The sequence below is a fragment of the Pseudoalteromonas rubra genome (assembly GCF_005887115.1).
GTDB classification, from domain to species: domain Bacteria; phylum Pseudomonadota; class Gammaproteobacteria; order Enterobacterales; family Alteromonadaceae; genus Pseudoalteromonas; species Pseudoalteromonas rubra_F.
Window position 1 is genome coordinate 68618 of sequence record NZ_PNCJ01000011.1, and the last position, 25519, is coordinate 94136.

Here is a 25519-nt window from a genome sequence, read left to right on the forward strand (position 1 = left end):
ACATAAAATCGGAACAGTACAGCAGTGACTAACTTATGACTATAGCGAATCAGGTAGGGATCCACGCCTCGCAAATTGTGGACGTTTATGAACAAATTCATACCATGGAGAGGTTGACCATCAATGACGAGTCAATGGCTGTCTTCGATCGGTTTTTAGGTTTGTTGTCCAATGAACATGGCAGTGAATTTGCCGAGCAGGTACTTGCGCAGGCAAACATCAAGGCCATCAAACCTCAGATACAGCACTTGTTTAGTCTGGCATCCAGCATGTATGAACGGCACTGGGCACAGCGTATTGTGACCAGCACTACGCCGCAACAGGTGTTGCGAGAAGAGTACCCTTATTTCAAGCATTATCGGCGTGCCACAGGTCTGGAAATTAACGCTATACACTCATTGGCCGATGAGCCGGTAAAGCGGGTATTGATGGTTGGCTCTGGTGCTTTGCCGCTGACTTCAAAGGCATTGCATGATGCCGGGTTAGAGGTCGATAACCTGGACATTCAGCACGATGACCTGATGCTTGGCAAGCAGGTGTGTAGCGCGCTATCTGCTGGCAATCAGATGGGGTTTATTCACAATGATATCTGTGAACAGGCCGATTTGGCCCGATATGATGTGATCTGGCTTGCTGCTTTGGTCGGAGATGAACAGCTAAAAGACAAAATCATTGCGCACTTGTACGAGCAAATGCGTCCGGGGGCTCAGCTGGTTGTTCGCACCGCGTTCAATCTGCGCACTTTGTTGTATCCGAGTATCGATGAGGCAGGTCTGGCGCCATTTCAACTGAAACTAAAAATCCAGACTTACGCCGATAATTTCCATTCTATTTTGATTGCGCAAAAACCGGTTTAGCGACTATGGCCATGTTTACGTCTTATCTCAAGCTCAGTGTTGAGTACCGCTGCATGCTCGTAGCGGCATTCGTATTTAATCTGGGCTTTTACATGCTGATCCCGTTTTTAGCGGGTTACCTTAAGCAAGACTTGCTTCTGAGCGCCACCCTGGTTGGACTGGTTTTGGGTGTGCGCTCTTTTTGCCAGCAAGGTCTGTTTCTGGTCGGTGGACTGTTGGCCGATCTGTTTGGGGTAAAAAAGCCCATTGTTGCCGGCTGTTTGCTGAGAGCACTGGGTTTTTGCCTGTTTTTATTTTCACAGGTGACAGAGTTACTGTTTTTAGCCGCCTTTTTAACCGGTTTTGCAGGGGCGCTGTTTACACCCGCGGCGCAGTCTTATTTTTCTAAGCAAACTGAGCTCAGCAGTGCCCAGATGTTTGCCCTGGTCGGGGTGGCGAGAAATGGTGGTGAACTATTGGGGCCCGTATGTGGACTTATGCTATTGAGCGTCAGCTTTGATGTGTTGTGTGTGGTATCTGCACTGCCTTTTGCGCTTTTTGCCTTGCTCTTTGTGGTGTTACTGCCGGGCAAACAGGCTCAGGCAAGCAGCAGCAATGTCAAATCAGCATCTGAAGGGGGAGGCATATCGGCAATGATTGCAGGTGTACTGGGGAATCGGAAGTTTTTGTTATTTTCCATCATCATGTCCGGATATTTTATGCTGATTAATCAGATCTCTTTTGCTATACCGCTGCACCTGGTGACGCAGTCAGGAGAGCCCAAAGAGGTAGCCTGGGTGCTGACCTTGTGTGCACTTATCGCCATTGTTTTACAATTTCCTGTAACACGCCTGTGTGAGCGCAGGTTGTCACCCCAAAAGTGGATCAGCATAGGGATTGCCCTGATGGGACTGTCATTCGTAACCTTGATACCAAACTGGGCATATCAGTCGGGCGTTTTGTATTACCTGCCCATGAGCTTGCTGGCCATACTATTTACGCTCGGTACTATGGTGAGCTTCCCGTTTATCATGAGCCAGATTTCGGTACTGGCTGAGGGGAAATCTGTTGCAACGCATTACGGTTTTTTCTATTTGTTTGCCGGTATCGGCTTGATTGCAGGAAGCGCCCTGGTCGGGGTTGCATTTGACTATGCGGCACTCAATGCCAATCTCGCCTGGTATTGCCTGATAGCCATCGGTGTCTTAACTGCAGTGCTAAACACTGTGTTCATGGCAGCGCCCGGCGCTAATTCTCAAATTCAAACAACCAGTCCATCTACATCAAAGTAAGGATTAACCATGATTCAACTAACCCAAGCGCAGCAGCGCGCTTATATGTCAGACTATCTCGAAAATGGCTGGCGTGAAGAGCGTATGTCTTTTAGCTCTGTTTCTCTCGAGCCCGGTTATATTGACGGTCGCATTAATGTTGAGCATTTTCAAATGCCCGGAGATGGCCGTTTTCATTTTAGTGCTCAAAGCGCCATGATCTGGATTTCCCAGCTGGGCATTATTTACGGATGCTGGGATAACCAGTTGACCGAAAAGGTAGGGGAAGTCTACCTCAGAGACTTAGACATTAAGTTTAAACGTACTATCAATACGACTGAAGAAGTCCGCTTTGAAGGGTTCTTTCCTAAGCATTGTAAGAAGCGACTATCTGACAACCTCGTCTATTACAAGAATGGCCAGATCCATGTTGAAGGCGGCGCCTTCACAGGCACAGCGAGCTTTCTGGTTCCAACTGGTTAATGGGACAAGTAAATAAAAACTGTTCCTATTTAGTGTTTTGATGTTATGTTATAACTAAACGTGGCGTTGATTGCGTCTATTCGAACCGTTCATGCTCAACCAGGCTGACACACTAGCTGGCTTGGGCGTGCGCGGTTTTTATCGTATCAGGGAGTATTCTTAGTGTTAGAAGCCATACAGTTAAACAAATCCTTTGCGGATAAGCAGGTGATCACCGATCTGAGCTTTAAAGTGGCACAGGGTGAGATCATGTGCCTGCTGGGTGCCAATGGGGCAGGAAAAAGTACCACACTTAATATTTTTCTTAATTTTCTTCAGCCTGACAGTGGTCAGGCACTGATCGATGGTATCGATGTGCACCAAAGTGCCAGCTGTAAAGACAAGTTGGTTTACTTGCCTGAGCAGGTAAACCTGTATCAGGAGTTTAATGCCATCGATAATCTTAAGTATCTTGCCAGCTTATCCGGATTAACGGTCAGTGACGCACAGATCCACGCAGCACTGGATGAAACAGGCCTGGAGCCAAATGCCCGCAAACAATCATTAAAAAATTACTCGAAAGGCATGCGACAAAAGGTCGGCATCGCATTTGCAATTATGCGTCAGGCCAAAGTTCTGTTGCTGGATGAACCAACCTCTGGTCTGGATCCAAGTGCGACGCTGGAATTCATCGGCATTATTGAGCGGTTGGCAAAAAAAGGCGCGGCCATATTGATGGTAACGCATGACTTTTACTGTGCCCACACGCTGGCAAATAAAATCGGTATTATGGATAAGGGTCAGTTACTGACATTGCTGGATAACAATAAATTGCCTCTGAGCAGTTTAGAAACCACCTACCATGAACTCATTTCAGGGAAAGCCGTCATGCGAGCAGCCAGCTAGGGCTGACTTGTCGATGTATAAACAGGAATTGTCTGACACATGAATAATAAAATAATGCAGATCTGTCGCCATGAACTGGCCAGTAAGCGCAAAAGCCCGAGCCTGTGGTTGCTCTTTGTTATGACTCAGCTATTGTTGGCGGTTGCCTTGTTTACAGGGTGGCAGCAGTACCAGCAAAGTGTCCAAACCCAAACCAAAGCGCAGGAAATTGTCGAGCAGCAGTGGAATGCTCAGCCCGACAGACACCCGCATCGGGTTGCGCATTTTGGCCACTTTGCATTTCGCCCGCCCAGCGCACTGAGTTTTTTTGATCTGGGTGTGAACGCCTGGGTTGGCGACAGTATCTTTTTAGAAGCACATAAACAAAATAGTGCTAACTTTGCAAACGATCAGGACGGCGGGACCCTGCTGCGCTTTTCCGAACTTAGCAGTGCTAATATTTTGCTGATCATCTGGCCGTTGCTTATCATTGCACTGGGCTTTGCCAGTGTCAGTGGCGAGCAAAAAAGTGGCACATTACGTCAGCTGATGTCGATGGGCGTGTCATTCCGTGCGCTGGTGACAGGAAAATGCCTCAGTTACTTGTTGTTATCTGTGATCTTTATCTTACCCGTGTTTGTGTTAGCACTGGGCCTGGCGGCCAGCGCTGGTGCGGAATTTTCTTCAGAAGCACCGTTAAGGCTGTTGCTGCTATTGGGGGCTTATCTGCTTTACTGTCTGTTCTGGATTGCCGTGACTTTGCTGGTGTCGAGTTTGGTGAAAGCCCCAAAGCAGGCACTCGTGCTGTTAACTTCGGTGTGGTTTATCCTGACTATTCTGATGCCGCGCATGCTGGCGGAATTCGCCCACCACCAAAACCCTCATCAAAAGCGTAATGATTTTGAGCTGGCGATTAAACTGGATAACCGTAAAGTGGGCGACAGTCACAACCCGGACGACCCGTACTTTAGTAAATTCCGCGAAGAAACGCTGAAAAAATATGGTGTGTCTTCAATCGAAGAGCTACCCGTTAACTACAAAGGATTGGTGATGCAAGAAGGAGAGAAACTCAACGCTGAGATTTACAAAAAGCATTATCAACAGCAGGTTGCTCAGTTTGATGCACAGCGACAGTTTGTCAGCCAGTTTTACTGGGTTAATCCCTATCTGTTTGTGCGGGATTTTTCCATGGCACTGACGCGCACTGATACTCGCCATTTCCTGGACTTTGAACAGCAGGCTGAGGCACACAGATACGCGCGAATTCAAAAACTCAATCAGTTGCACACCGATGAGATCCATCATCACAACGACAGAGCACAGCGCGTTGATAAGTCCTATTGGCAGGAGTTTGATGCATTTCACTACACTATGCCAACTCTAAGCTGGTCACTGAGTGCTTTTTCTCTGGCCTGGGTTTTACCGCTGCTGGCAGTGATGGCGCTGTATATTTTCCTGAACTCAAATGGAATGCAGAGGAGGATTTATGCTGCTGTTTAAACTTGAATGCAAACGCTTGTTTGCCGGTACCATCAATAAGCTGGTTCTGGTGTTATTTATCGTATCGGGTGTATTTGCCATTTATCAGGGCGCGCTTGGTTACAAGTCGGTGCGCATCGATCAGTATAAATCAATGGTGGTATTTCAGAAGGAGCGTGAACATGTGAACAGCCGAGAAACTCTGCCAGCTGCGGGCTCTTTGGCATATTACGCCAGTGCTCCGACAGAGTGGAAGCTGAGCCCCTGGGCTGCGCTGTTCGTAGGGGAAACACCGTCCTCTATGGTGGCGTCTAAAGTGCGTGCCACGGCGCTGCAAAGTCAGATCTTCAATCGCGAAATTGTCAACCCGGCTCAGCAACGGGCTGGCGGATTGGACCTTGGCTTTGTACTGGTTTACTTTCTGCCATTGGTGATAGGAATACTGACGGTTACTCTGATCTCAGACGAGCAGCATGCTGGCCGCTGGCGATTGCTCAATGCGTTGCCTAACAGCGCCTTCAGGCTGCTTGGCAAACAAATCGCGCTGAGGTTTGTGGTGATCTGGTTGCTGGTGGTTATCCTATTGGTCAGTGCCGCTATGATACTGTCTTTGCCTTTTGATACCTTATTCTGGATTGTACTGGGGGCAACCAGCCTGTATATGGTGTTCTGGTTTGCGCTGGCTACATTGATCATGAGCTTTGGCAAAAACAGCGTGGTCAATAGCCTGGCCTATCTAAGCAGCTGGGTCGTTCTGGCGCTGCTGGTGCCGGGAGCCGTGCACTTATACTTGTCTGCACAGTACCAAAGTGATGCACCCCTTGAGATAACACTGCAACAACGTATGACGCTCAATGATGGTTGGGACAAAGACAAACAAGCCACGCTTAATGAGTTTTTGACGCACGAACCCTCATGGCAGGATACGGCCCCGCTGGGTGAGGCATTTGACTGGAAGTGGTACTACGCGCAGCAGCACATGAGTGACCTTGCAGTACAGAGTATTGTTGAGGAGAACATAAGAAACAATCAGGCACGTCAGGCGCGCCTGCAATCACTCAGCGTGCTGTCTCCGGCACTGTTTTTCCAGCTCACACTGAACGAACTTGCCAATACCAGTAGTGGTTATCAGCTGCAATATCGACAACAGGTGGCTGAATATCATCAGACTATTCGCCATTTCTTCTATGATTTCCTGTTTTTCGATAAGCCGGTGACACGTCAGGATGTGGAAGACTTTCCGCTGTTTAAAGCACAAGCCATGGAGACACAAAATGGTCTGTGGAAATTGCTGGTCAGTGCTGTATTTGTGTTGGTTATTGCCGCACTGGCGATTGTCAGGATCCGAAAAGTGAGGCCACTGTAACCCCTCCTAGTTAATACGGGCGGCACTCGCCCGTATGCTTTGGCCAACAGCATAAGTAATTGTTGAAAAAGACAGTTGTCGTCTCAGGTAATGCAAAGTAGGATGGATGTTTCTAATTTTCATCCATTCGCTAAGGGACTGTCATGTTATCAATCAGACCATTTGAACCTGCCGATGAATCAAGCCTGGTTAGCTATTTAAATAATCCGGCGACGGTGCACTTTTTGTCACCAAAAGTCCCTTCTCCTTACACTCTGGAAGATGCGCAGTGGTGGATCAGCACGGGCAGTCAAGAAGGGATCACCCGAGCGATTATTCTGGACGGTACATTGGTTGGATGCATCGGTGCGCGTCAGGGCACCTTTGAGTATTGTCGCAGTGCAGAAATCGGTTACTGGCTGGCCGAGGAATACTGGGGCAAAGGCATTACCGGGCGGGCATTGCAGTTGCTGACAGACGAGATTGAAGCCACCACAGACCTGGTTCGATTAGAAGCGGTGGTTTTCGCACAAAACGCTCGTTCTGAGCGGGTACTGGAAAAAGCAGGCTTTGAATTTGAAGGGGTACGTCGTAAGGCAATCTACAAAAACGGTTCTTTTTCTGACGCGCGCCTGTTTGGCAAGCTGCTCATCTGCTGAAATCGCTATCGGCAACATACTATCGGCAACATACTATCGGCAATAATAAAGCAATGACGGGCCGGATTAACCGCAGCCCGTCTTCGCTGACTATCTCTTCAGGTTGAATTCAAATGCGTCAGGTTTAAGCGGTTTTACCTCGGGAATGAAATATCGGGTATCATAGATGCTTTCATAATCGTGCCAGTGCAGGCCTTCGTCATCGCTATCTGACTCGTCATAATGCCAGGGTTCCAGTGGCTCGCGCAGAAAGCTTACATGCAGGTGGTTTTTGTGATTGGCTTTGACCTGGGTTACACCAGTAAGGTTATCGGCAAAGATGATCTGAGTGGCGCCCAGCTGGATCAGTGCATCTACCAGGCTTTGTGTCGCCTGACGGTCATACGCCGCATCGCCGACACTGATGGGGCCACTTTGCGTACCAATCGGGCGAATGTCCACTGTACCACCAAACTTATGGGTAAAGTGCGGCGGATTTATACCACCCCAGCGCATGGTGGCACCAGTAATGGTTAAGTGATCGGGCATACTTGCTGGCTTATCGGGCTGTGCATGCCAGGCTCGTCCAAGGTTTTTCAGTGCCGTGAGTAAGTCTGGGTGTAAATGGCGACCTACCAGCCCTGATGTCGTCAGACCCTGCGACGGCGTGTCCGGGATGGCAACCAGCCCGGTGACCGCGCATTTTACTTGTAATTCGAGCTGTTGGGTGCTGGTCTGAGCGATAAATTGGTCTGTGCCTGGCGTAGTGTCGTTGCCACAGCTATGAAAATTGTCAATCGAGACAACAACCTGGCCTTTGGCATCCGTTAGGGGAGCAGATACGTGATAGGGCGCTTTCAAACGAAACAGACCTTGTTCAATCCGGGTCAGAACTTTGGCGCGCACGCTACTGCTAAATCGGGCGGCCATACCTGCCGGATCGCGCCATTGTGGCGTGGTCAGGGTGTGAGGCGCTGAACTTATCTTAACCGGCTCGCCTACGATGGGCAGGCCCTGGCCGTTGGTTAACGTGAGTGTCCATATGGCGGTATTGCCATTTTTAGGGTACAGGGTGACCTCGGCGGCGTTTTCGAACCATTGCTGGCCAAAGTAGCCACGGCCATCAGGCGCCATGATCAAACCATCATAATAAAACTGGCTGGATAAGGTTGAAGTGTCTGGGGTATTTGCAAAAACCGGGCAGCATAAACCCAGTGCAGCGCTAATGAGCGCAATCCGTGCTTTCATGATGTCTCTCCTTGAGTTGTCTTCTCAAGGCTAGCAGCTCAGAGGGGTGTGACAAATTTATTAAGGTGCAGATTTTTCATGCAGCTTTTCATGTAACAGGGGAAAGATAGAAAGGGCAGAAACGAAAAAAGCGAGCCTTAGCTCGCTTTTCTTGCAAAATGCGTAGTAATTAAAGAACTACGATTTTGTCAGCCTGAGGACCTTTTTGACCCTGAGACACTGTGAATTCTACGCTCTGGCCTTCAACCAAAGTTTTGAAGCCGTCGCCTTGGATAGCGCTGAAGTGAGCGAATACGTCAGGACCATTTTCCTGAGAAATGAAACCAAAACCTTTAGACTCGTTGAACCACTTAACTGTACCAGTAACTGTGTTAGACATAGTATTAACCTGTAATATAAATAAAAAATTAACCTTCGATAGGTGTGAATGCATCAAAAGTAGAGGTGAAACTTAAATACTGCAGGTTGTGTTACGCGGTGTAAAACAACGAATTGTAGGATGTAAATATCGACTTTCTTTCTAGCGGCCTTCACTCTACAGGGACTCATTGAGTCTGTCTAGTGTTATTTGTACAAATTTTAAATTTATCTTGTGGCGCACCTTCGGCTGACCATAACAAAACAGTACAAAGAGCGTACAGGACATTGGTCCCCACTTAGATTTCGTCAATAACCTGAAAAGCCCGATATTCATCGAAGGCGAATTGGTCGGTCATGCCGCTGATATAGTCAATGACCAATCGGACTCTGAGGTAAAATTCCTGCTCTGCGGGGTCGGGTATGGCGGCAGTCATGGTGTCGCTGTTAAGCGCACTTCGATATGCCTGCTTGTGTTTTTCGGGGAGCTTTTTAAATAGCCTGGCGGAATAGATTGAGATAGCAGGGAGTTGCGTATCTGTGGGGAGTGGAATGTCCATCAGCTGTGCAAACTGCGCTTTACTCAGATGAAGCAGTGGTTCATAAATATTGAGCAAACCGCTGATAACCCGATAGCCCTGCAACTCACGTCCTTCGACTTCAGGGTGAGAAAAGGCCCACTTTTTGGCAACCTGCTTAAAGGTTTTGATGAGCAGGTGACAGGCGCTGCCATCTTCAATCAGCGCCTGATTGAAGTGCCCGGCTGTCACCGCATCCAGATTATTGACGAACTGTTCAGCCGCATGCTTTGGCAGTTTTTGGTTTACCTCAACCCGCAAAAAGACAAAGAACTGACCCTGATTGCCTGCGATTTTTTCACTACGGCGCGCAGCTACCCGGATCATGTCTGCCATTAGTCCCCGATCTGACTCGGGTAATTCTGCACTGAGCGCTGCATAGGTGTCGAGCAGAGCGGTTTGGAGTTGCGGATAACTTAATATGTTCTTTTCTACAGCGTCTTCTAGGTCGGCCATACCGTATGAGATATCGTCGGCGGCCTCCATGATATAGGAAAAAGGTGCCCGACATCCTGGCGCAATTTGTAATGCTTCTGCAAGCTTGTCAATATAACCCTGTTCACTGAGGTAGAAGCCCACTTTTTTCTTAAGATAGCCCAGTGGCTGCTGTTGTTCTGGCGGTGCTTCGGTACCACAACGGGTGTACTTCATAATGCCTGACACCTGTGAGTAGGTGAGGTTCAGGTTAAGTAGGGTATGCACCAGACGGATCCCCTGCGCATTGCCCTCAAAGTGGGTCAGATCTCTCAGTATATCGGGGTGCATTGCACGTCCGCTAAGCTGTTTGAAGAGCTCATCAATGTGGCCGTCCAGCCAGTCACTGATAGCAGCCTCGCCAAAGTGGCCAAAGGGCGGATTACCTATGTCGTGCATTAAGCAGGCCATTTCCACAATGGACTCCAGCATACGCTGATACTCGCTGCTCAAAGACTGATGGTTACTTTGTGGCTCGAGTAATTCACAGATCAACTGACAGATATAACGACCGGCCTGCTGCACCTCCAAAGAGTGGGTTAACCGGGAGCGAACAGCGGCGTTGCGTTCAAGCGGGAACACCTGAGTTTTTTGTTGCAGCCGACGCACGGCAGCCGAAGTGATGATGCGGTTGCGGTCGCTTTCAAATTGTTTATACAGCTTTTCGCTTTTAAAGTTGTAGGGACGATCCGCTCGGATCTTACTGCTTAAGGCCGCCATCATCTGTCCTTATGACTGTGTAGATATGGCTATGTTGTCTGTTTTATATCCATAAAGCAACACCTTAAGTTCGTTATGCCAGAGGCTGTTTGAGCAAGTCCAGCAAGGCCTGAGGGACAAATTTTCGGGATGTGGTAATGGCGTAAAAGTGCTCATAAATGGGCAGTTTACTTTGATACTGCTCCAGCAGGCCCTGGGCAATTTCATCTTTGACAACCACCGGGGGTAACACCGCCAGGGCGCCACTGTCTCTGGCCAGCAGTCGCAGCATCGCCATGTCATCGACTTCGGCCTGAATATCCGGTTTATACTCATGTACTGCACACAGGGCATTAAAAGCTGAGCGGATCTCAGTGGTGGGTCCCGGTAGTACCCAGCGAACCTTTTCATATCCTGTTGGAAATTCACTGCTGATACTGGCACCTTTTGGGCCAACGATGGCAACCTGCTGCCGCGATACCAGCTGTGTGTGCCAGCGCGCTTCATCCTGACTGGCCAGGCGATTGGTGAGAACCAGATCCAATTCATGATTACTTAACCCTTGCAGCAAAGTATCCATATCCCGGGTAGTCAGGGTAAAACTGATGTGAGGATCACTGAGCAAGGGACTGATAAAGCTCTCTATGAAGTTTCGCGACAAGGTGGTCTGTACGCCAATGGACAGGTGTTGTCGTTCGGTCGCTACACCTTTCAATAAAAAGGACTCCAGCTCTTCGCCTTTGTAAAAAATATCGTCTGCGTACACCAGCACTTGTTTGCCTGCATCAGTCAGGATTAGTCTGCGGCCCTGTTTTTCGAATAATGAGACGCCCATCGTGTGCTCCAACCGCTTAATCTGGATTGACAGGGCAGACTGAGAAATGTGCACATCTTGAGCAACCTGCGTCAGGCTGCCAGCTTTGGCAACACGCCAGAAATAGTAGAGGTGGTGATAGTTGAGGCGGCTCATTCAATAGTTATAAAAAATATATGATTTAGTTAGAATATATATATTTTTTATATCTTTCAACGTCTGACATACTGAGCCCGTTCTGAATGGAGTGGGATAATTATGTCAATATCATTAATGATGATGCTCGTCATCACGCTCAGTTTTGCGCTCAGTGCCTGGTACTGTGGTCGTGCCGAACGCATTGGCAAGCGGTTTGTAACCGTCTTCTCAGGCTGGCTGTTGGTTTTGTGGGTCGCAGCCCTTGCAGGGCAGGGCGTTGACACGAAGATACTTCCCGACAGTGCCTTCACCCAATGGGTTCATGTCACTTCACTGGGACTGTTCATGTTTGCCCTGGTGATATTTATGGCCATCATTCTGATGCGCTTTTCTCTTAACTATATGGCTGGTGAGCCGCGCCTGAATGTTTACTGGCGCTGGCTGCTTGGCACCCTGGCAGCGGTGTCTCTGGTGGTGTTGAGCAATCACTTGCTGCTGCTTTTACTGGGCTGGACGCTGATCAGCCTGGCTTTGCATCAGTTGTTACTTTTCTATCCTGAGCGTCCCCGGGCAGCCCTGGGCGCACACAAAAAATTTATTCTGGCACGTCTGGCCGAGCTGGCGCTGTGTATTGCCGTGTTGTGTTTATATCAGGCTCACGGCACCTTTTTGTTGACTGATATTCTGGCACATTATCAGGCTCCCAACCCTGAAGTCAGTGTTTACACCCAGATTGCCGCAGTATCGCTGGTACTCGTTGCGCTTATCAAATGTGCGCAGTTGCCGGTACATGGCTGGCTGATGCAGGTGGTCGAAGCGCCTACGCCAGTCAGTGCTTTGTTACATGCGGGTGTTATCAATCTGGGTGGCTTTTTAATGATAGTGTTTGCGCCTGTGGTTATGCAGGTCGCCATTGCACAGTGGATCTTGCTGCTTGCCGGCGGTCTGACAACGGTCCTGGCGGCGCTGATCATGACAACCCGGGTGAGTGTAAAGGTTCGCCTGGCCTGGTCAACCAGTGCACAGATGGGTCTGATGCTGGTTGAATGTGCACTGGGCCTGTACGAGCTGGCACTGCTACATTTGCTGGCCCACTCTGCCTACAAGGCCCATGCTTTTCTTAATTCAGGCAACGCTGTTCGCGAAAACCTCCAGGCACGTCTGGCAGTCCCTGTCACACCGTCTCTGACACGCTGGCTGGGCGCAGCACTACTGAGTGTCAGTCTGGTTGCTGTAACCTACTGGCTGGTGGGCCAGGGTACAGCCCTGAGTATGTGGGCCTTACTGGCCATGTCGCTGACCTTGCTGCTGGCACAGCGCAGCAGTGCGCACCACAGTTTGCCATGGGCTGGTGTGGTGGCGCTCAGTGTGCTGTTGCTGGCCAGTTATGCTGCCCTGAAAACCCTGCTGGCGCAGACCGTCTTTGCTAATGTGGCGCTGCATGAAGCGCCTTTGAGTGCGGCGGATAGTGTGGTGCTGGCGCTGTTTGCAAGCCTGTTTGTACTGAACTGGCTACTAACCTACCGAGCAGCACACCCTAAGGTACAAAGCCTGTCTGTGGTGCTGTTTGCCGGATTGTATCTGGATGAGTGGTGGACCCGGCTGACATTGAAAGTGTGGCCGGTGAAACTGCCGGACCCAGTCAAGTCGCAACGCGCCGTCAAGCGCCCGTATGGATTAATTCAGGAGTCTTAACATGGCAAGTGATATTCGCACACTTACTCAGGCACAACGGGTGTCTGTCCAGGCTGCCTGCCAGAGGTTGGCACCCAGCTGGCCGCTGGACCAGATGATAGCAGTCAGCCCCTACTGGCCAATGCGTCACGAGCGAATTGAACAGGTCAGCGCACGGCTCAGCGCGTTGGCGGGTATTTCGATGCTGATGCCGGCCAGCGATTATCTGGACTGGTATCGACGGGGCATGATCAGCGAGCAGGCACTGAACATGGCGCTGGCAGAGTCAGGGCTAGGCATGAGTGCTGCTGAGCTGATTCAGGCACTGGAACGTGCGCCAGAGCAGGTCCCCTGGCAGTCATTGTCAGCGTTACTGGATGAGCACAGAGCGCGTCACAAAATGGCCTGGAGAGATGAAATCATTCATCAGATCAGCCAGTTCTGTGCTGCGCATTTTCAACAAGCTCAGCCCATGTTGCATCGTGAACACAGCAATGCGCAGCCTGCTCTGTACACGCACTGGCTGGCGGTTAGTCAGCGTGATCGCGGTCTCAGTATCGTATTGGATGAGCCTGATCTGCACCGCTATTTTAAACAGCTACCAGACGACCCGGGTGTTTTGATAGCGCAAGCGCTGGATACCTTTGGGGTGCAGGACGACCAGGTTGAGTTGTACGCACATGCGCTGTTGCTGGATGTGAGCGGATGGGGCGCCTGGGTCGCTTATTTGCGCTGGCAGAACGAGCTCAAAGGCGAGCCCCAGGAACAAATGCAGGATCTGCTTGCCATTCGTATGGCGTGGGAGCTGGTACTGTGGCGATATCAGCAAGCCCATTTTCCAACATTTTTTACTACTTTGGCGCATAAATGGAAGCAATCTCTCGCAATGCTGTCAGCGCAACCAGCGCAACATCAATCGCAACAAAAGCCCCTGTGGATCTGGGCCAGAGCAGCAGAGCTGAGCTATCAGCAGCAACTGCACAAGGCACTGAGTCGCCGGGCAAATCAGCCGGCAAAGGCCATACAGTGTCAAGCCGCATTTTGTATCGATGTACGTTCTGAGGTTTATCGTCGCGCGCTTGAAGCGCAAAGCGATGGGGTACAGACGATGGGGTTTGCGGGCTTCTTTGGTCTGCCGATTTCATACCAGGTGCAACAGGCAGATGTGAACCGCCCTCAATGTCCGGGTTTGTTGTTGCCAAGTCTGGTGGCGTCTCATGGCCAGGCGGATAAACATGGCGCCGCTTCGCTCAATGCAGGCGCCCGCTGGCAGGCATTTTCTAAGTCGGCCACGGCCTCATTCTCTATGGTGGAGTCGGCAGGCTGGCTGGATACCTTTAAATTACTGAAAAAAGCCTTCTTTGCATCTGAACAGGCCCATCCGGTTGATAAGCTGACGAACAGTCAGGACTGGTCGTTGACACAAGGTGGAGAGGAGCTGAGCGCTCAACAAAAGGCCGGCTTGGCCGCTGGCGTGCTGAAGGCAATGGGGTTTGAGCAGTTCGCTCCCACTGTGCTCTTGGTTGGGCATGGCAGCCACTCTACCAATAACTTGCAGGAAGCGGGACTTGGGTGCGGTGCGTGCGGTGGACAAAGTGGGGAAGTAAACGTCAAAGTGCTGGCCTGGTTACTCAATGACAAAGCGGTGCGTGCGGCATTACCTGAGCTGGGGATTGAGATCCCAGAGCAGACAAAATTTGTAGCGGCACTGCACAATACCACCACAGATCATATTCGTTGTTATGATGAACAGCCGGATGCTCAGATTACGTCATGGCTTGAGAGCGCTACGGCGGTGGCACAAAAAGAGCGGGCGGCAAAGCTGGATACTCAGTTAGCTGATGCAAGTCGGGAAGCGCTGGATCAGGCCCTGATAGCACGCAGCCTGGATTGGTCTCAGACTCGTCCAGAGTGGGGGCTGGCAAACAATGCTGCATTTATCGTTGCACCCCGCAGCTGGACCCAGGGCATTGATTTACAGGGGCGCAGCTTTTTGCATGATTATCAGTATCAGCAGGATCCAGACTATCAAATTCTGGAAGCCATTGTGACGGCCCCTATGCTGGTGACCCACTGGATCAACATGCAATACAACGCCTCGACCACAGATAATCTGCACTTCGGCAGTGGCAATAAGGTGTTGCACAACGCCGTTGGCGGTAACATCGGGGTATTTGAGGGCAATGGCGGCGACTTGCGAACTGGTCTTGCAATGCAGTCGCTGCACAATGGATATGACTGGATGCATCAGGTGTTACGCCTGTCTGTTTATCTGGCGGCACCTAAATCAGCGATTAAAAACATTGCCGAGCGTCATGAGGTGGTCAGGCAGTTGATCGATAATGAGTGGTTGTACGTATTTCAGTGGCAACAGACGGGCGAGATAAGTCGCTTTTATCAAAATCGCTGGTGGCCGGTGTCGGCTGGGTCGCCCGAATCAGATGAAGAATCAAACATAGTACAGTGTCTTTGATTTCTGGTATTTGGACTACCAGAACAAAGCTGTGGGGCACGAAGCGGCAACCTCCGGGTTGCCGCTTTTTTATTACCACGGCGCTTGGTATATTCGTGTGGATCTGCCACAGTTACAGTAACCATAGACAGTTTACTATGCGTATGAGTGACTTAACATACAAAACAACAGGCAATAATACGGAGTGAGCATGGCGGGAGATATCGTCAAAATTCAGGCTGAACACTGGTCAGCAACTCAGCTTAAATTAAAAGCACTCAATGAAAAGATGGCCGCACTGGAGCCTTTAATCCTGGAAGCGGTCGAGCAGCTCGATCCACACAGCTGCAGTTATGATGCGGGTCAACGTCAGGCACTGGCACAACGTCTGAAAGAGGCGCTGTCTAAAGACGGTGAAGCAGTACCACAATCAAAATAACCAGTATGGAATTCAACCTAAGCGCTGCCCATGCGGGGGCGTTTTTGTTTGAAGCGGATAAGGCAAAATCAGATTGTACAAGATCATATCTTTCCCTGAATTGTCATTGCAGCTCGTATAAACGGCTCTAGAATAATAAACATAGAAGGAAGTTGGTAGGTGATATGAATATATCGCAATGTCTTGTAATCTGCAGCATCTTGGTATCCGGGCTGACTTTGAGCAAAGTCGCGGTGGCCGATATGCTCGATGTTTCAGTCGGATGGACCAAACCGCCTTACGTTATAGAACAGGGAGACACCGGCTTTGAACTGGATATGGTGAAAGCGATTTTTGCTGCGCTGGGCCATGATCTGCAATTCGTTTATGTCCCGTTCGGTCGTTCGAATTCTCTGCTGAAAACCGGCAAAGTTGATGCGGCACTGACCATGAACCGGCGCATGGATTTAGCTGGTGCAGTCCTGTCTGAGCCCTACATTACCTATCACAACACCGCAATTAGCTTAAAAAGTCGTAACGTAAAGCTGCACAATATCAGTGCACTGGAGAATTACGCCGTAATTGGATTTCAAAATGCATCGCTGGTCCTGGGAATGGAGTATCAGCTTGCAACTGCCAATAGCCCTCTGTACATAGAGCTGCCCGATCAGCAAAAGCAGGTTGAGCTGCTTTTGCAGGGCAAAGTCGATGTAGTCGTTATGGATATTAATATATTTAACTATCTGAGCAAGGCTATCCTTGGTCGTGACCAGATGGTCAACGTATCGGTGCATCATTTATTTCCCGCGTCACCTTATCGCATAGCATTCAGAGATCCCGAGCTTAAAGAGGCCTTTAACCTCAAGATGGTACAGTTCAAAAACAGCCCCGCCTATCAAAAGTTACTGAGCCGATATCAATTCCTGCAATAAGCCTGCTCACCTTTCACGCCTGTCCGCAATCCGGTTGTTGTCACTGACGTTCAGTTATGATGTCTGATTTTGTCGATTTTGTGTCTTAAGTGACACTGCTTGTTCGGTTAAGATGTACATCAAAGGAGTAAGGTATGACCAGAAAACAAGTATATTTTATCGCGGATGGGTTTCAGGCCCTGGACCTATTTGGACCGCTGGACACCTTTATGGAGGCTAACGCCTGTGTGCCAAATGCCTATGCAAGCAAGCTATTGAGCTTAGTACCCGGCCTGGTCAGGACGGCTTATGGTCAACAGGTTCATGCCGATTTTGGACTGGGTGATGAGGTCGACCTGGATGATTTAATCATTTGTGGTGGCAGTGGTATGCGGACATTAACGCTGGAGGCTCAGCAACTTAGGGCGCTATCGGCGCTGGCAGACAAAGCTGAACGGGTATTTAGCATCTGTACCGGCGCGTTTGTTCTGGCCCAGCTTTTTCCTGACAAGGCATTAACCCTGACGACGCACTGGCGCTATTGCGAGAACCTGGCCCGGCAACATCAACATTGCACCGTTTCTGCGGATCCTCTGTATATACAGGACCAGCATGTCTGGTCATCGGCAGGGGTACTGTCGGGCGTTGATCTGGCACTGGCCATTGTGAGAGAGGATCACGGTAACAGTATTGCCGCGCAAGTGGCGAAAGATCTGGTGGTTTATCTGCAACGCTCAGGAAACCAGCATCAGTATTCAGATGCCCTGGCACTGCAATCCGGCGATAGTTTAAAGCTTTCTCCGTTAATGGATTGGTTGAGCACCCAGCTTAATCAGTCGGTCACGGTATCCAGAATGGCAGAGTTTTGCAATCTGAGCGAGCGGCAACTGACACGCTTGTTTAAGCAGCATCTGAATTGTACGCCAAGCCACTACTTTAAAACCCTGAAACTGAATCATGCACGCGATCTGCTTTGTGAAGAAAATATCAGTCTGCAACATGTCTCGGGCAAGCTTGGCTTTAACAGCTATGACAGTTTCAGGCGTGCATTTATCAGGCAGTTTGGGGTATCCCCGTCACACTATACAAAAGGAATTAACCGATGAAATACAAGCTGATTGCGCTGATATTTGGCTGTTTTACATTTTGTGGCGCCGCTTCACCGCTTACCCAGACAGAGCAGCAAGCCTGGCTGGAAGACATTGACTTTTATGCCCACCAGGTGAAAACGCAACACATTCAGCCATTTCATACCCTGGCAGAAGCGGACTTTGACCGCAAGGTTGAGCGCCTAAAAGCACAACTGCAAGGGCTCACCGAAGCGCAGGTAGAAACCCGGCTAATGGCGATAAGCCGGGCAATAGGCGACGGACACAGCAATTATTTTATGATGTCTGGGCCACACCAGCACTTTCCATTTCGGTTTAAATTTTTTGGCGATACCCTGCGCGTTATCGACACCACGTCAGCATATCGCAACTTACTGGGGGCTCAGCTTAGCTCAATCAACGGGGTGAGTGTGGCTGAGCTGTACACTCAGTTGGCGGCTACTTTGCCGGGCGTAGACAATCAGTACAGTGAAAAAGCCAGCTTTGAGTACTACCTGTCTTTACATAAATTATTGCTGGGGCTTGAGATAGTAAAAGAGGAACAGCCTGCGTTGTTCAAATTTGTCACAGGGAAAGAGGAGAGCAGTGTACCGGTTTCGCCCATCAGTATGAGTGAATTTGGTAAGCTCAGCTCTGCTTATTCGCGCACTGAGCCCGAACTGACCACACACGATACTGGCATGCCTGGGATCACATTGAGCCTGTTCAGACAGCACAAAGCCGCTTACTTTGATTTTAGGTCCTATCCCGAACCTGAGCAGGTGATAGCACACTGTGAGGACTTACAAGCGACCCTCAGGGCGGCTGGCTCGCGTGTCATGATTATAGATTTCAGAGGTAATGGTGGCGGTAATTTCTACTCGGGCCTGGCGTTGTCAGCATGTTTGCAGCCTTTGGACCAAATTGACTGGATGCAGGGAGTCTATGTGTTATCAGATGGAGAAACCTTTTCTGCTGCCATGACCAATACCGTGCAATTCAGACAAATCCTCAATGCCACAGTGGTTGGCACCCCAACCGGAGGAGACCCAAATCAGTTTTCAGAAAATAGCGTGTTCTCGCTACCAAACTCGGGGCGTCGGTTTAGCTTGTCGAAACGGTACTATCCATTTTCAGATGTACAAAGTGATGCCGTGTATCCGGACATACATATAGCACCGAGCTGGGAGGACTACCGCGCAGGGAAGGATACCGTGTTGATACATCTTCTATCACAATTGAGTGCACACACTCAGTGGCCTGCATCTGTTAATAAATAGACACTAAGATTATGCAAGGCATGGGATCAGTGTCCCAGTGCCTTGTATTCACAACACGCCCAACAGGCAGTGCTGAAGCAAACGTTTATAAAGGCAAGTTACACTCCAGCGTGAAGCAATCCGTTGTCATACACAGATCCAGTGCAGAGCAGTGATGGTTTGTCAGTCCGGGCAAGGCACCTCCTGCAACCTGGTGTGTTGCATGGTGTGGCATTTGGTTTGCCGCGTGCGTCAGGTTTTTAACCGCTTTCTTTTTGAAGTTAAGTTTCATAATTATTCCTTTAAGTTATGTGCTCACCCAATTGAACACAGTAATAAATTACCTTAAATAGGTAATTGTGCAACAGAAAAATGCAATTGTGGCAGAGCACCGCCTGTTACTGATGTGGTGACATCCTGAAATTGCTCTGTGGCGTTAGCTGACTGGCGCCGACTATGGTCTCTACCATTTTGCGATTGAATTTCATCGCATTATTTTTTGAAACAGCATGCTTAAAGGGGGCTTAACCCTGAGGTGGTGTAGATCAAAAACAAGTTACTAAAATGAGATTACCATTGGGGAAAAGTGGCCATCCATATAATTGCAATTTATAGTGTTGGCCGACATGCATATCTGAATTCTGCTGTCAGTATCTACTCAATAAAAGGAATAATAATGAAATTAACTCAACTTCTTGGGATTGCGTTGTTGATGCTATCGCTGCGCGCCTTTGCTTCGGAACAAGTGATTATCAAGCGTTACTTGTCTGATGAAGATAGCCCAATTAAGCACATACCACATTTATCGTATTTCCACCTCGATGATTTCGAATCAGGTAGTGTGTCAGTACCCGGTGTTACAATTGATCAAGGTTATATTCGTGCACCTGCGAAATATGTGGATTCGGTAGACGGTGACGACGGCGTAATAAACAGTCGCTGTGGTGGTTGCCGTGGTTACTTTGTCTCTCAGAAGAACCAGTTAGGGGTCAACATTACGTTTGACCGCGATGCACTTGGTGCACTACCTACAGATGCGGGTCTGGTCTGGACCGATGGAAAGGGGCTGACAAAATTCATTGCCTACGACGAAGCTGGTAATGTGATAGCTCAGTCTGAGCCTCAGGACATTTCGGACAGTTCATTTCATGGAACCACTGGAGATGATCACTATTTTGGTACTTTTTATGAGCAGGGTATCGCGCGTATCTATATTGAAAGCACCATTGATGCGCTGGAGTTTGACCACCTGCAATTTGGCCATAGATTACAGGAACGCCAAGAGCCAATTGGGCCTCTGAATTACGCAAGCTTTGAACAGGATAGCCCTTTTTATAGCGAACAGAGTGCATTCGACTACTTCCACCTGCTGGATTTTGAAAGCAGCACAGATCTTGAAAAAGGCGCTATTTTCTCAGATGGCTATGTTCGTACGCCCAGCAATTTTGTCGACTCCGTAGATGCTGACGATGGTGTACTGGACGGGCAGTGTGTAAGCTGCCATAGCTTTTATGTGAACCAAAGTAACAAGCAGGGTGTGACAATAACGTTTGACGCTGTGAGCCTGGGGCACTTACCTACACATGTGGGTGTTGTTTGGGTAGACGGTGCGGGGTTAACGCGTTTTATTGCCTATGACAACGAAGGCGTTGTCATAGCAGACTCTGGCTTGATTAATATTGCTGACGACTCATTTTATGGCACCACGGCGGATGATACATTTTTTGGTGTGATTTCAGAGACAGGTGTTTCCAGTATCTATATCGAAAACAGTGAAGATGATCTGGAAATTGATCATGTTCAGTTTGGTTACCAAAACCTTCAACCCGCCTTGCCGCTTGGTCCAACCCCTTATTTGAGTTTTGAACAGGATAGCCCTTTTTATGCGCTCAAAGATGTTTTTGGGTATTTTCATTTGCAAACATTTGAGCATGGCATGGGTGATGCTGTAGGAGCGAGCTTTTCACGCGGAGTGGTGCGTGCACCAGCTAGTTTTGTCGACTCTGTTGATGGTGACGATGGGGTTGTTGATGGCAAATGCGCGTCATGTAAAAGTTTTTATGTTGACCAGTCAGCCGAGCTGGGCCTGATGATTACCTTCAATAAAGCAGAGTTAGGTACATTGCCGACTCATGCCGGAATTGTCTGGACTGACGGCAAAGGCGAAACACGCTTTAAAGCTTATGATGAGTTTGGCAATGTGATTGCTGATTCTGGTCAGGTATCTATTGCTGATGATTCATTTTATGGCACTGTTGCAGATGATCACTTTTTTGGCGTGACTGCGCACAAAGGCATCGCCAGGCTGTACATTGAAAATACAATCGATGGCCTGGAGATAGATCATCTGCAATATGGTTATCTGGGGGCACCGCAGGCCATTAAGCCATTATCTTATCGAGATTTTGAACGTGACAGTCCGTTTTACTCCTATGCTCAGAGTGCGCTTTACAGTCATCTGGAAACATTTGAATCGGGTCACCTTAGTGTACCAGGCGTGAGTGCTAGCCGTGGTTTGGTGCGTAATACTGCTCGGTATGTTGATTCTGTGGACGCGGACGATGGAAAGATAGATGGGTACTGTACAGGCTGTCGAAGTTATTATGTTAACCAGTCCACGCAAGCGGGAGTCAGCTTTACATTTGATAAGAATTCACTCGGCAAGCTCCCCAGTTATGCAGGCCTGGTTTGGGTTGATGGTAAAGGGCTAACCCGCTTTATAGCCTACGATGAACAAGGGAACATGATAGGTGATTCGGGTTATGTATCAATTGCTGATGACTCATTCTACAGTACCGTTGAAGACGATCATTTCTTTGGTATTGAGAGCAGTCAGGGAATTTACCGGATCTTTATTGAAAACACCGAAAATGATCTGGAGCTTGACCACCTTCAGTTTGGCCACAAGTAGTCACTTAGTTTACTTGTGGCTTAGTATCGGCGCTATTTTTTGATGGCGCCGTACTCGTTTTTAGGTGTATGACGCAGCAGTATTGCGTGATAAAACCAGTCATTATTGTATGTGGCATTGCAAAGAATTGAAAAATCCGATTGCTAAACAAAGACGACAGGATTTGTGACAATCAATAGTCAGATCAACATCATTCATTGTAATCAGCACGTTTCGTACTATTTAGAATTGTACCTACTTGTTAACTGGAAAAAGTTATTTATTGTGTGTTTCTGTCTAATTATCTGATTTAAAATGGTAAAAGTAATTATTCAAAGAAGCAATTGTTAATTTTATTTTTTATTTTTGTGAAATTTATTTGTGTGGGTCGGGTCTTTTTGTATGAATTCAAAAGGAGATACAACATGACCACATTATGCAAACCCGCGACTTTTTACCCAGAGCACCTAGTCAATGCTGATGACATCATGACCGTCATTGAAGTTTGTCACCCCGATAGCCCTTACAAGCAGCGGGCCTTTGAAATGATCCAAAATACAGAGGTCAAAAACCGCCACCTGATCCTGCCGCTCACAGAAGTCGTGAAACTCGGGGACTTTGGCGCGCGTGCCGCTCGCTACAAAGAAGCAGCCATTGATATGGCCGAAGCCGTTGCATTAGAAGCGATGGCAAACGCGCAGGTGCAGCCGGAAGACGTCGATATGGTGATAGCCACGTCTTGTACTGGTTTTATGATGCCCTCATTGACTGCGCATTTGATCAATCGACTGGGTTTACCTAATGAAACCAAGCAAATCCCGATTGCACAGCTAGGCTGTGTGGCAGGGGCCTCGGCGATTGGTCGGGCATTTGAATACTGCCAGACCCGTAAAAACAGTAATGTGCTGATCGTCTGTGTTGAAACTTCCTCATTGTGTTTTCATCGAGAAGCCAACCGCTTACAGGACTTTATTAGTGATGCACTGTTTGCCGATGGCGCTGCCGCTGTGGTCATGCGTGGTGACAGCCAGGTATCTGGCCTGAAGCTGACCAATAATCAAAGTGTTACCATCAAAGATACACTGCCTTACATCGAATATGATATTACCCATCAGGGCTTTAAGTTTTCTCTGGATAAGCAGGTCATGCACTCCATTCCCCATGTTGCACCTTATCTGCAATCATTTTGCAGACGCAGTCTGTCGCGCGATGCCAACCAGGTTGATAGTACGATTTTTCACACCGGTGGAAAACGCATTCTCGATGAGCTGGTGCGGTGTTTGTCGCTTGAGCCAGATATGGTGGCCCGCTCCCGGGCTTGCCTGGCTGAAACGGGTAATACCTCCAGCGTAGCTGTCATTGATGTTTTAAAGCGGACTTTTGATTCTGCAAGACGCGGCGATGCCAGCCTGCTTGCTGCATTTGGGCCCGGATTTACCTCAGAGATGAGCGTTGGGGTGTGGCACTGATTGATACTCAAGGTACAAAGCCAAAATCGCCTGTTTGATAAGCAATGCAGGTTGGCTTTGGCCATCAGCTAACAGACAGCGCGGTTTCATGGCCAGTCAGTCACTTTATTGTATACTTTAGCAATTATCCCTGAGTGACCTGGGTCATGTATAAAAAAGCCTTTCTCGCGCTGAGTGTATTTTTTGTCTCTATGCTGATAGTTGCAACACTGGATACCTTTTGGTTGCACAGCGCCAATGCGCAGCGGCCAGCTCACAAACTCCCGGTATTACCACCCGGGGAACAATTAAAGCAGCAGGACCCATTGCACCCGCTGCTTGACATTTATGGCTTGGCTGCTCACTCACCGAAGACTGCGTTAAAGCAACTGGCGCAGTGGCAACAAGATAACTCAGGTTTAAAGCCAATCGAAACGGTGTATGTGATGTGGATTCGCAGGCGCGCAGCGAGCGACGATAACGAACGTGCTGCCTTGGACCAGCAGCTTTCTGAGCTGGCACAAAAACATCAGCTCTTCTGGCTGCAAGCCTGGGTTGCACAGACTCGGGCAAAAGTAGCGCTAAGGCTTGGTGACCTCGAAGCGGCGCGTACAGCGATTGTCGAAGGGGTGACGCTCGCGCAAAAGCACGGTGTGGGGTTTCTTTTAACAGAGCTTTACAATACGGCGGGTGTGGTTCTTAACGCAACCAATGAACTGGTTAAAGCGCAGCAGTATTTTCTCAAAGGGATTAAACAGGTCGACGCATGGCCTGATAACCGGCTGCATGGCCTTTTACATAATAACCTTGGGCTCTTGTATGTACACCTGGAGCAATGGCACAACGCGTTAAAGTATCTGAGTCAGGCAGAAGCGCTCTATGGAAGTTATGCCGGCGCCACCCCTGAATACATGTCTATGATTTTGTTTAATCAGTCTTTTGCTCACAACCGTGCCGGCCAAGCCAGCCAGTCCAGAGAGAAATTTGAGCAGGCGTTGAGTTACCTGAACGAGAATTCCGGCGATTTCTATCGGGTTGTTGCACTCAAAAATGAGGCCCGACTACTTAATCTGGAGAAAGATCTCGATGGAGCCACTGAAAAAGCCACCCGCTGTACCAGTATGACCAGTACTGAGCAATACCCGATGCAGCATGGGATCTGCCTACTGGAGCTGGGCTTGGCACATTATGCAGGCGGGCGAATTGATGCTGCACAATCGGCAACTCAGTCTGCGGTAGCGGTTTTTAGCTTGCTTAAACACACGCGCTGGCTGCTCAAAAGTCGGCTTTTTCTGGCACAAGTACTGGAAAGTCAGGGCGAGGCCGCAGCGGCACTGGCACTGCTTAAAGAGGTGAGGGTAGAGGAAAAAGCCATGATCATGAATGAGCTGATTGCGCTGGATACAGCCCTGGAAGTGCAACAAATTGCTCAAGAGCGTGACCTGTTAAGTGCGCAAAGCCGGTTATCTAACCTTGAGCTTTTACTTGATAAACAACGCTTCAGATTACTGGTCTTATGGTTAGTTCTGGCGCTCACCGGGGCCGGATGGCTGGCACTGAGGGCCAGAGCGGTAAGTAAAGATAACCGCCGCTTGTACGATTTGAGCTTTGTTGATCCCCTCACCAAAGCGGCCAATCGTCGTTTATATCAGCAGGAAATGGCAAAACCGAAAAGACTGAAAACCGATACACTATACCGTCTGGTGGTGATTGATCTCGACCATTTTAAACAGATCAACGACAATTTTGGCCACGACAAGGGAGATGCGGTGCTAGCCGAATCCGCAACCCGGCTACAAAAGTTTGTTGCCGATGATGAGTTGTTTGTACGCTGGGGCGGCGAGGAATTCCTGATGGTGGCTAAAGAACGTGATGACTTTCGGGCTTTTACTCAAAATATGGTGAATGCACTGAGAGAGGCACCGTTTAAACTTGGGGACACCACGCTCCAGGTGACCGCCTCTTTTGGTGTCAGCCATGCGATGAAGATACAGCAGCTGGGTACATCAGATGCAGCATTTAAATGTGCCGATCAATGTTTGTATCAGGCTAAACAAAATGGCCGGGATCAAGTTGTGATGCCTCTATAGAGTCGTTAATAGGTTGCAGATGTCAGGCTAAGTCAAAATGCAGCTATTTGACGGCCTGACGACTT

The 25519-nt window shown here is 49.0% G+C and carries 21 protein-coding genes; 16 read left to right on the forward strand and 5 right to left on the reverse strand.

Annotated elements, in window-relative coordinates; translation table 11 throughout:
• Positions 1-35 precede the first annotated feature (35 nt).
• The 7 genes from CWB98_RS07575 (at position 36) to CWB98_RS07605 (ending at position 6937) form a co-directional block, all read left to right on the forward strand.
• Positions 36-857 (forward strand): nicotianamine synthase family protein, encoded by an 822-nt coding sequence (locus CWB98_RS07575; protein ID WP_138544310.1) that lies wholly within the window; start codon positions 36-38, stop codon positions 855-857.
• An 11-nt stretch (positions 858-868) separates the two neighbouring features.
• Positions 869-2128, forward strand: coding sequence for an MFS transporter (locus CWB98_RS07580; RefSeq protein ID WP_249364638.1), 1260 nt, complete (start codon positions 869-871; stop codon positions 2126-2128).
• Between the two features lie 9 nt (positions 2129-2137).
• Complete coding sequence (locus CWB98_RS07585) at positions 2138-2590, forward strand: hypothetical protein (protein ID WP_054015755.1); 453 nt, start codon at positions 2138-2140, stop codon at positions 2588-2590.
• A 162-nt stretch (positions 2591-2752) separates the two neighbouring features.
• Complete coding sequence (locus CWB98_RS07590) at positions 2753-3475, forward strand: ABC transporter ATP-binding protein (RefSeq protein WP_138544311.1); 723 nt, start codon at positions 2753-2755, stop codon at positions 3473-3475.
• A 39-nt stretch (positions 3476-3514) separates the two neighbouring features.
• A complete protein-coding gene (locus CWB98_RS07595; RefSeq protein ID WP_138544312.1) occupies positions 3515-4954 on the forward strand; it encodes an ABC transporter permease in 1440 nt (479 codons plus the stop codon).
• Entirely contained in the window at positions 4941-6299 is a 1359-nt protein-coding gene (locus CWB98_RS07600; RefSeq protein WP_138544313.1) for a DUF3526 domain-containing protein, read from the forward strand. Before CWB98_RS07595 ends, CWB98_RS07600 begins: the two co-directional genes overlap by 14 nt.
• A 143-nt stretch (positions 6300-6442) precedes the next feature.
• Positions 6443-6937 carry a GNAT family N-acetyltransferase gene (locus CWB98_RS07605; RefSeq protein ID WP_138544314.1) on the forward strand — a complete coding sequence of 165 codons (495 nt, stop codon included), beginning with the start codon at positions 6443-6445 and terminating at the stop codon, positions 6935-6937.
• 90 nt (positions 6938-7027) lie between these two features.
• Here CWB98_RS07605 and CWB98_RS07610 read toward each other — a convergent pair whose 3' ends face one another.
• From CWB98_RS07610 to CWB98_RS07625, 4 genes are all read right to left on the reverse strand, one after another.
• Entirely contained in the window at positions 7028-8164 is a 1137-nt protein-coding gene (locus CWB98_RS07610) for a hypothetical protein (protein ID WP_138544315.1), read from the reverse strand.
• Between the two features lie 169 nt (positions 8165-8333).
• Positions 8334-8543, reverse strand: a complete 210-nt coding sequence (locus tag CWB98_RS07615) for a cold-shock protein (protein ID WP_010385841.1) — start codon at positions 8541-8543, stop codon at positions 8334-8336.
• A 277-nt stretch (positions 8544-8820) separates the two neighbouring features.
• On the reverse strand, positions 8821-10293 hold the full coding sequence (gene dgt, locus CWB98_RS07620) for a dGTPase (protein ID WP_212751127.1): 1473 nt from the start codon (positions 10291-10293) through the stop codon (positions 8821-8823).
• A gap of 73 nt (positions 10294-10366) precedes the next feature.
• A complete protein-coding gene (locus CWB98_RS07625) occupies positions 10367-11242 on the reverse strand; it encodes a LysR family transcriptional regulator (RefSeq protein ID WP_138544317.1) in 876 nt (291 codons plus the stop codon).
• A gap of 102 nt (positions 11243-11344) precedes the next feature.
• Between CWB98_RS07625 and CWB98_RS07630 the strand changes: the two genes are divergently transcribed.
• The 6 genes from CWB98_RS07630 (at position 11345) to CWB98_RS07655 (ending at position 19047) form a co-directional block, all read left to right on the forward strand.
• Entirely contained in the window at positions 11345-12919 is a 1575-nt protein-coding gene (locus tag CWB98_RS07630; RefSeq protein WP_138544318.1) for an NADH-quinone oxidoreductase subunit L, read from the forward strand.
• A gap of 1 nt (position 12920) precedes the next feature.
• The gene (locus CWB98_RS07635; protein ID WP_138544319.1) at positions 12921-15371 is read left to right on the forward strand and encodes a YbcC family protein; all 2451 of its coding nucleotides are present in this window, start codon (positions 12921-12923) and stop codon (positions 15369-15371) included.
• Between the two features lie 190 nt (positions 15372-15561).
• On the forward strand, positions 15562-15789 hold the full coding sequence (locus tag CWB98_RS07640) for a hypothetical protein (RefSeq protein ID WP_138544320.1): 228 nt from the start codon (positions 15562-15564) through the stop codon (positions 15787-15789).
• Positions 15790-15953: 164 nt separating this feature from the next.
• A complete protein-coding gene (locus tag CWB98_RS07645) occupies positions 15954-16700 on the forward strand; it encodes a substrate-binding periplasmic protein (RefSeq protein ID WP_138544321.1) in 747 nt (248 codons plus the stop codon).
• 134 nt (positions 16701-16834) lie between these two features.
• A complete protein-coding gene (locus CWB98_RS07650) occupies positions 16835-17785 on the forward strand; it encodes a GlxA family transcriptional regulator (protein ID WP_138544322.1) in 951 nt (316 codons plus the stop codon).
• A complete protein-coding gene (locus CWB98_RS07655; protein ID WP_138544323.1) occupies positions 17782-19047 on the forward strand; it encodes a S41 family peptidase in 1266 nt (421 codons plus the stop codon). The genes CWB98_RS07650 and CWB98_RS07655 overlap by 4 nt, the downstream gene beginning before the upstream one ends.
• An 85-nt stretch (positions 19048-19132) precedes the next feature.
• Here the strand turns inward: CWB98_RS07655 and CWB98_RS07660 are convergent, their stop codons facing one another.
• Positions 19133-19318 carry a hypothetical protein gene (locus CWB98_RS07660; RefSeq protein WP_138544324.1) on the reverse strand — a complete coding sequence of 62 codons (186 nt, stop codon included), beginning with the start codon at positions 19316-19318 and terminating at the stop codon, positions 19133-19135.
• A 384-nt stretch (positions 19319-19702) separates the two neighbouring features.
• Here CWB98_RS07660 and CWB98_RS07665 point away from each other — a divergent pair, with 384 nt between their 5' ends.
• The 3 genes from CWB98_RS07665 (at position 19703) to CWB98_RS07675 (ending at position 25454) form a co-directional block, all read left to right on the forward strand.
• On the forward strand, positions 19703-21937 hold the full coding sequence (locus CWB98_RS07665) for a hypothetical protein (RefSeq protein ID WP_138544325.1): 2235 nt from the start codon (positions 19703-19705) through the stop codon (positions 21935-21937).
• A 404-nt stretch (positions 21938-22341) separates the two neighbouring features.
• Positions 22342-23385, forward strand: a complete 1044-nt coding sequence (locus tag CWB98_RS07670; RefSeq protein WP_138544326.1) for a type III polyketide synthase — start codon at positions 22342-22344, stop codon at positions 23383-23385.
• Between the two features lie 146 nt (positions 23386-23531).
• Entirely contained in the window at positions 23532-25454 is a 1923-nt protein-coding gene (locus CWB98_RS07675) for a GGDEF domain-containing protein (protein WP_138544327.1), read from the forward strand.
• The last annotated feature ends 65 nt before the right edge of the window (positions 25455-25519 follow it).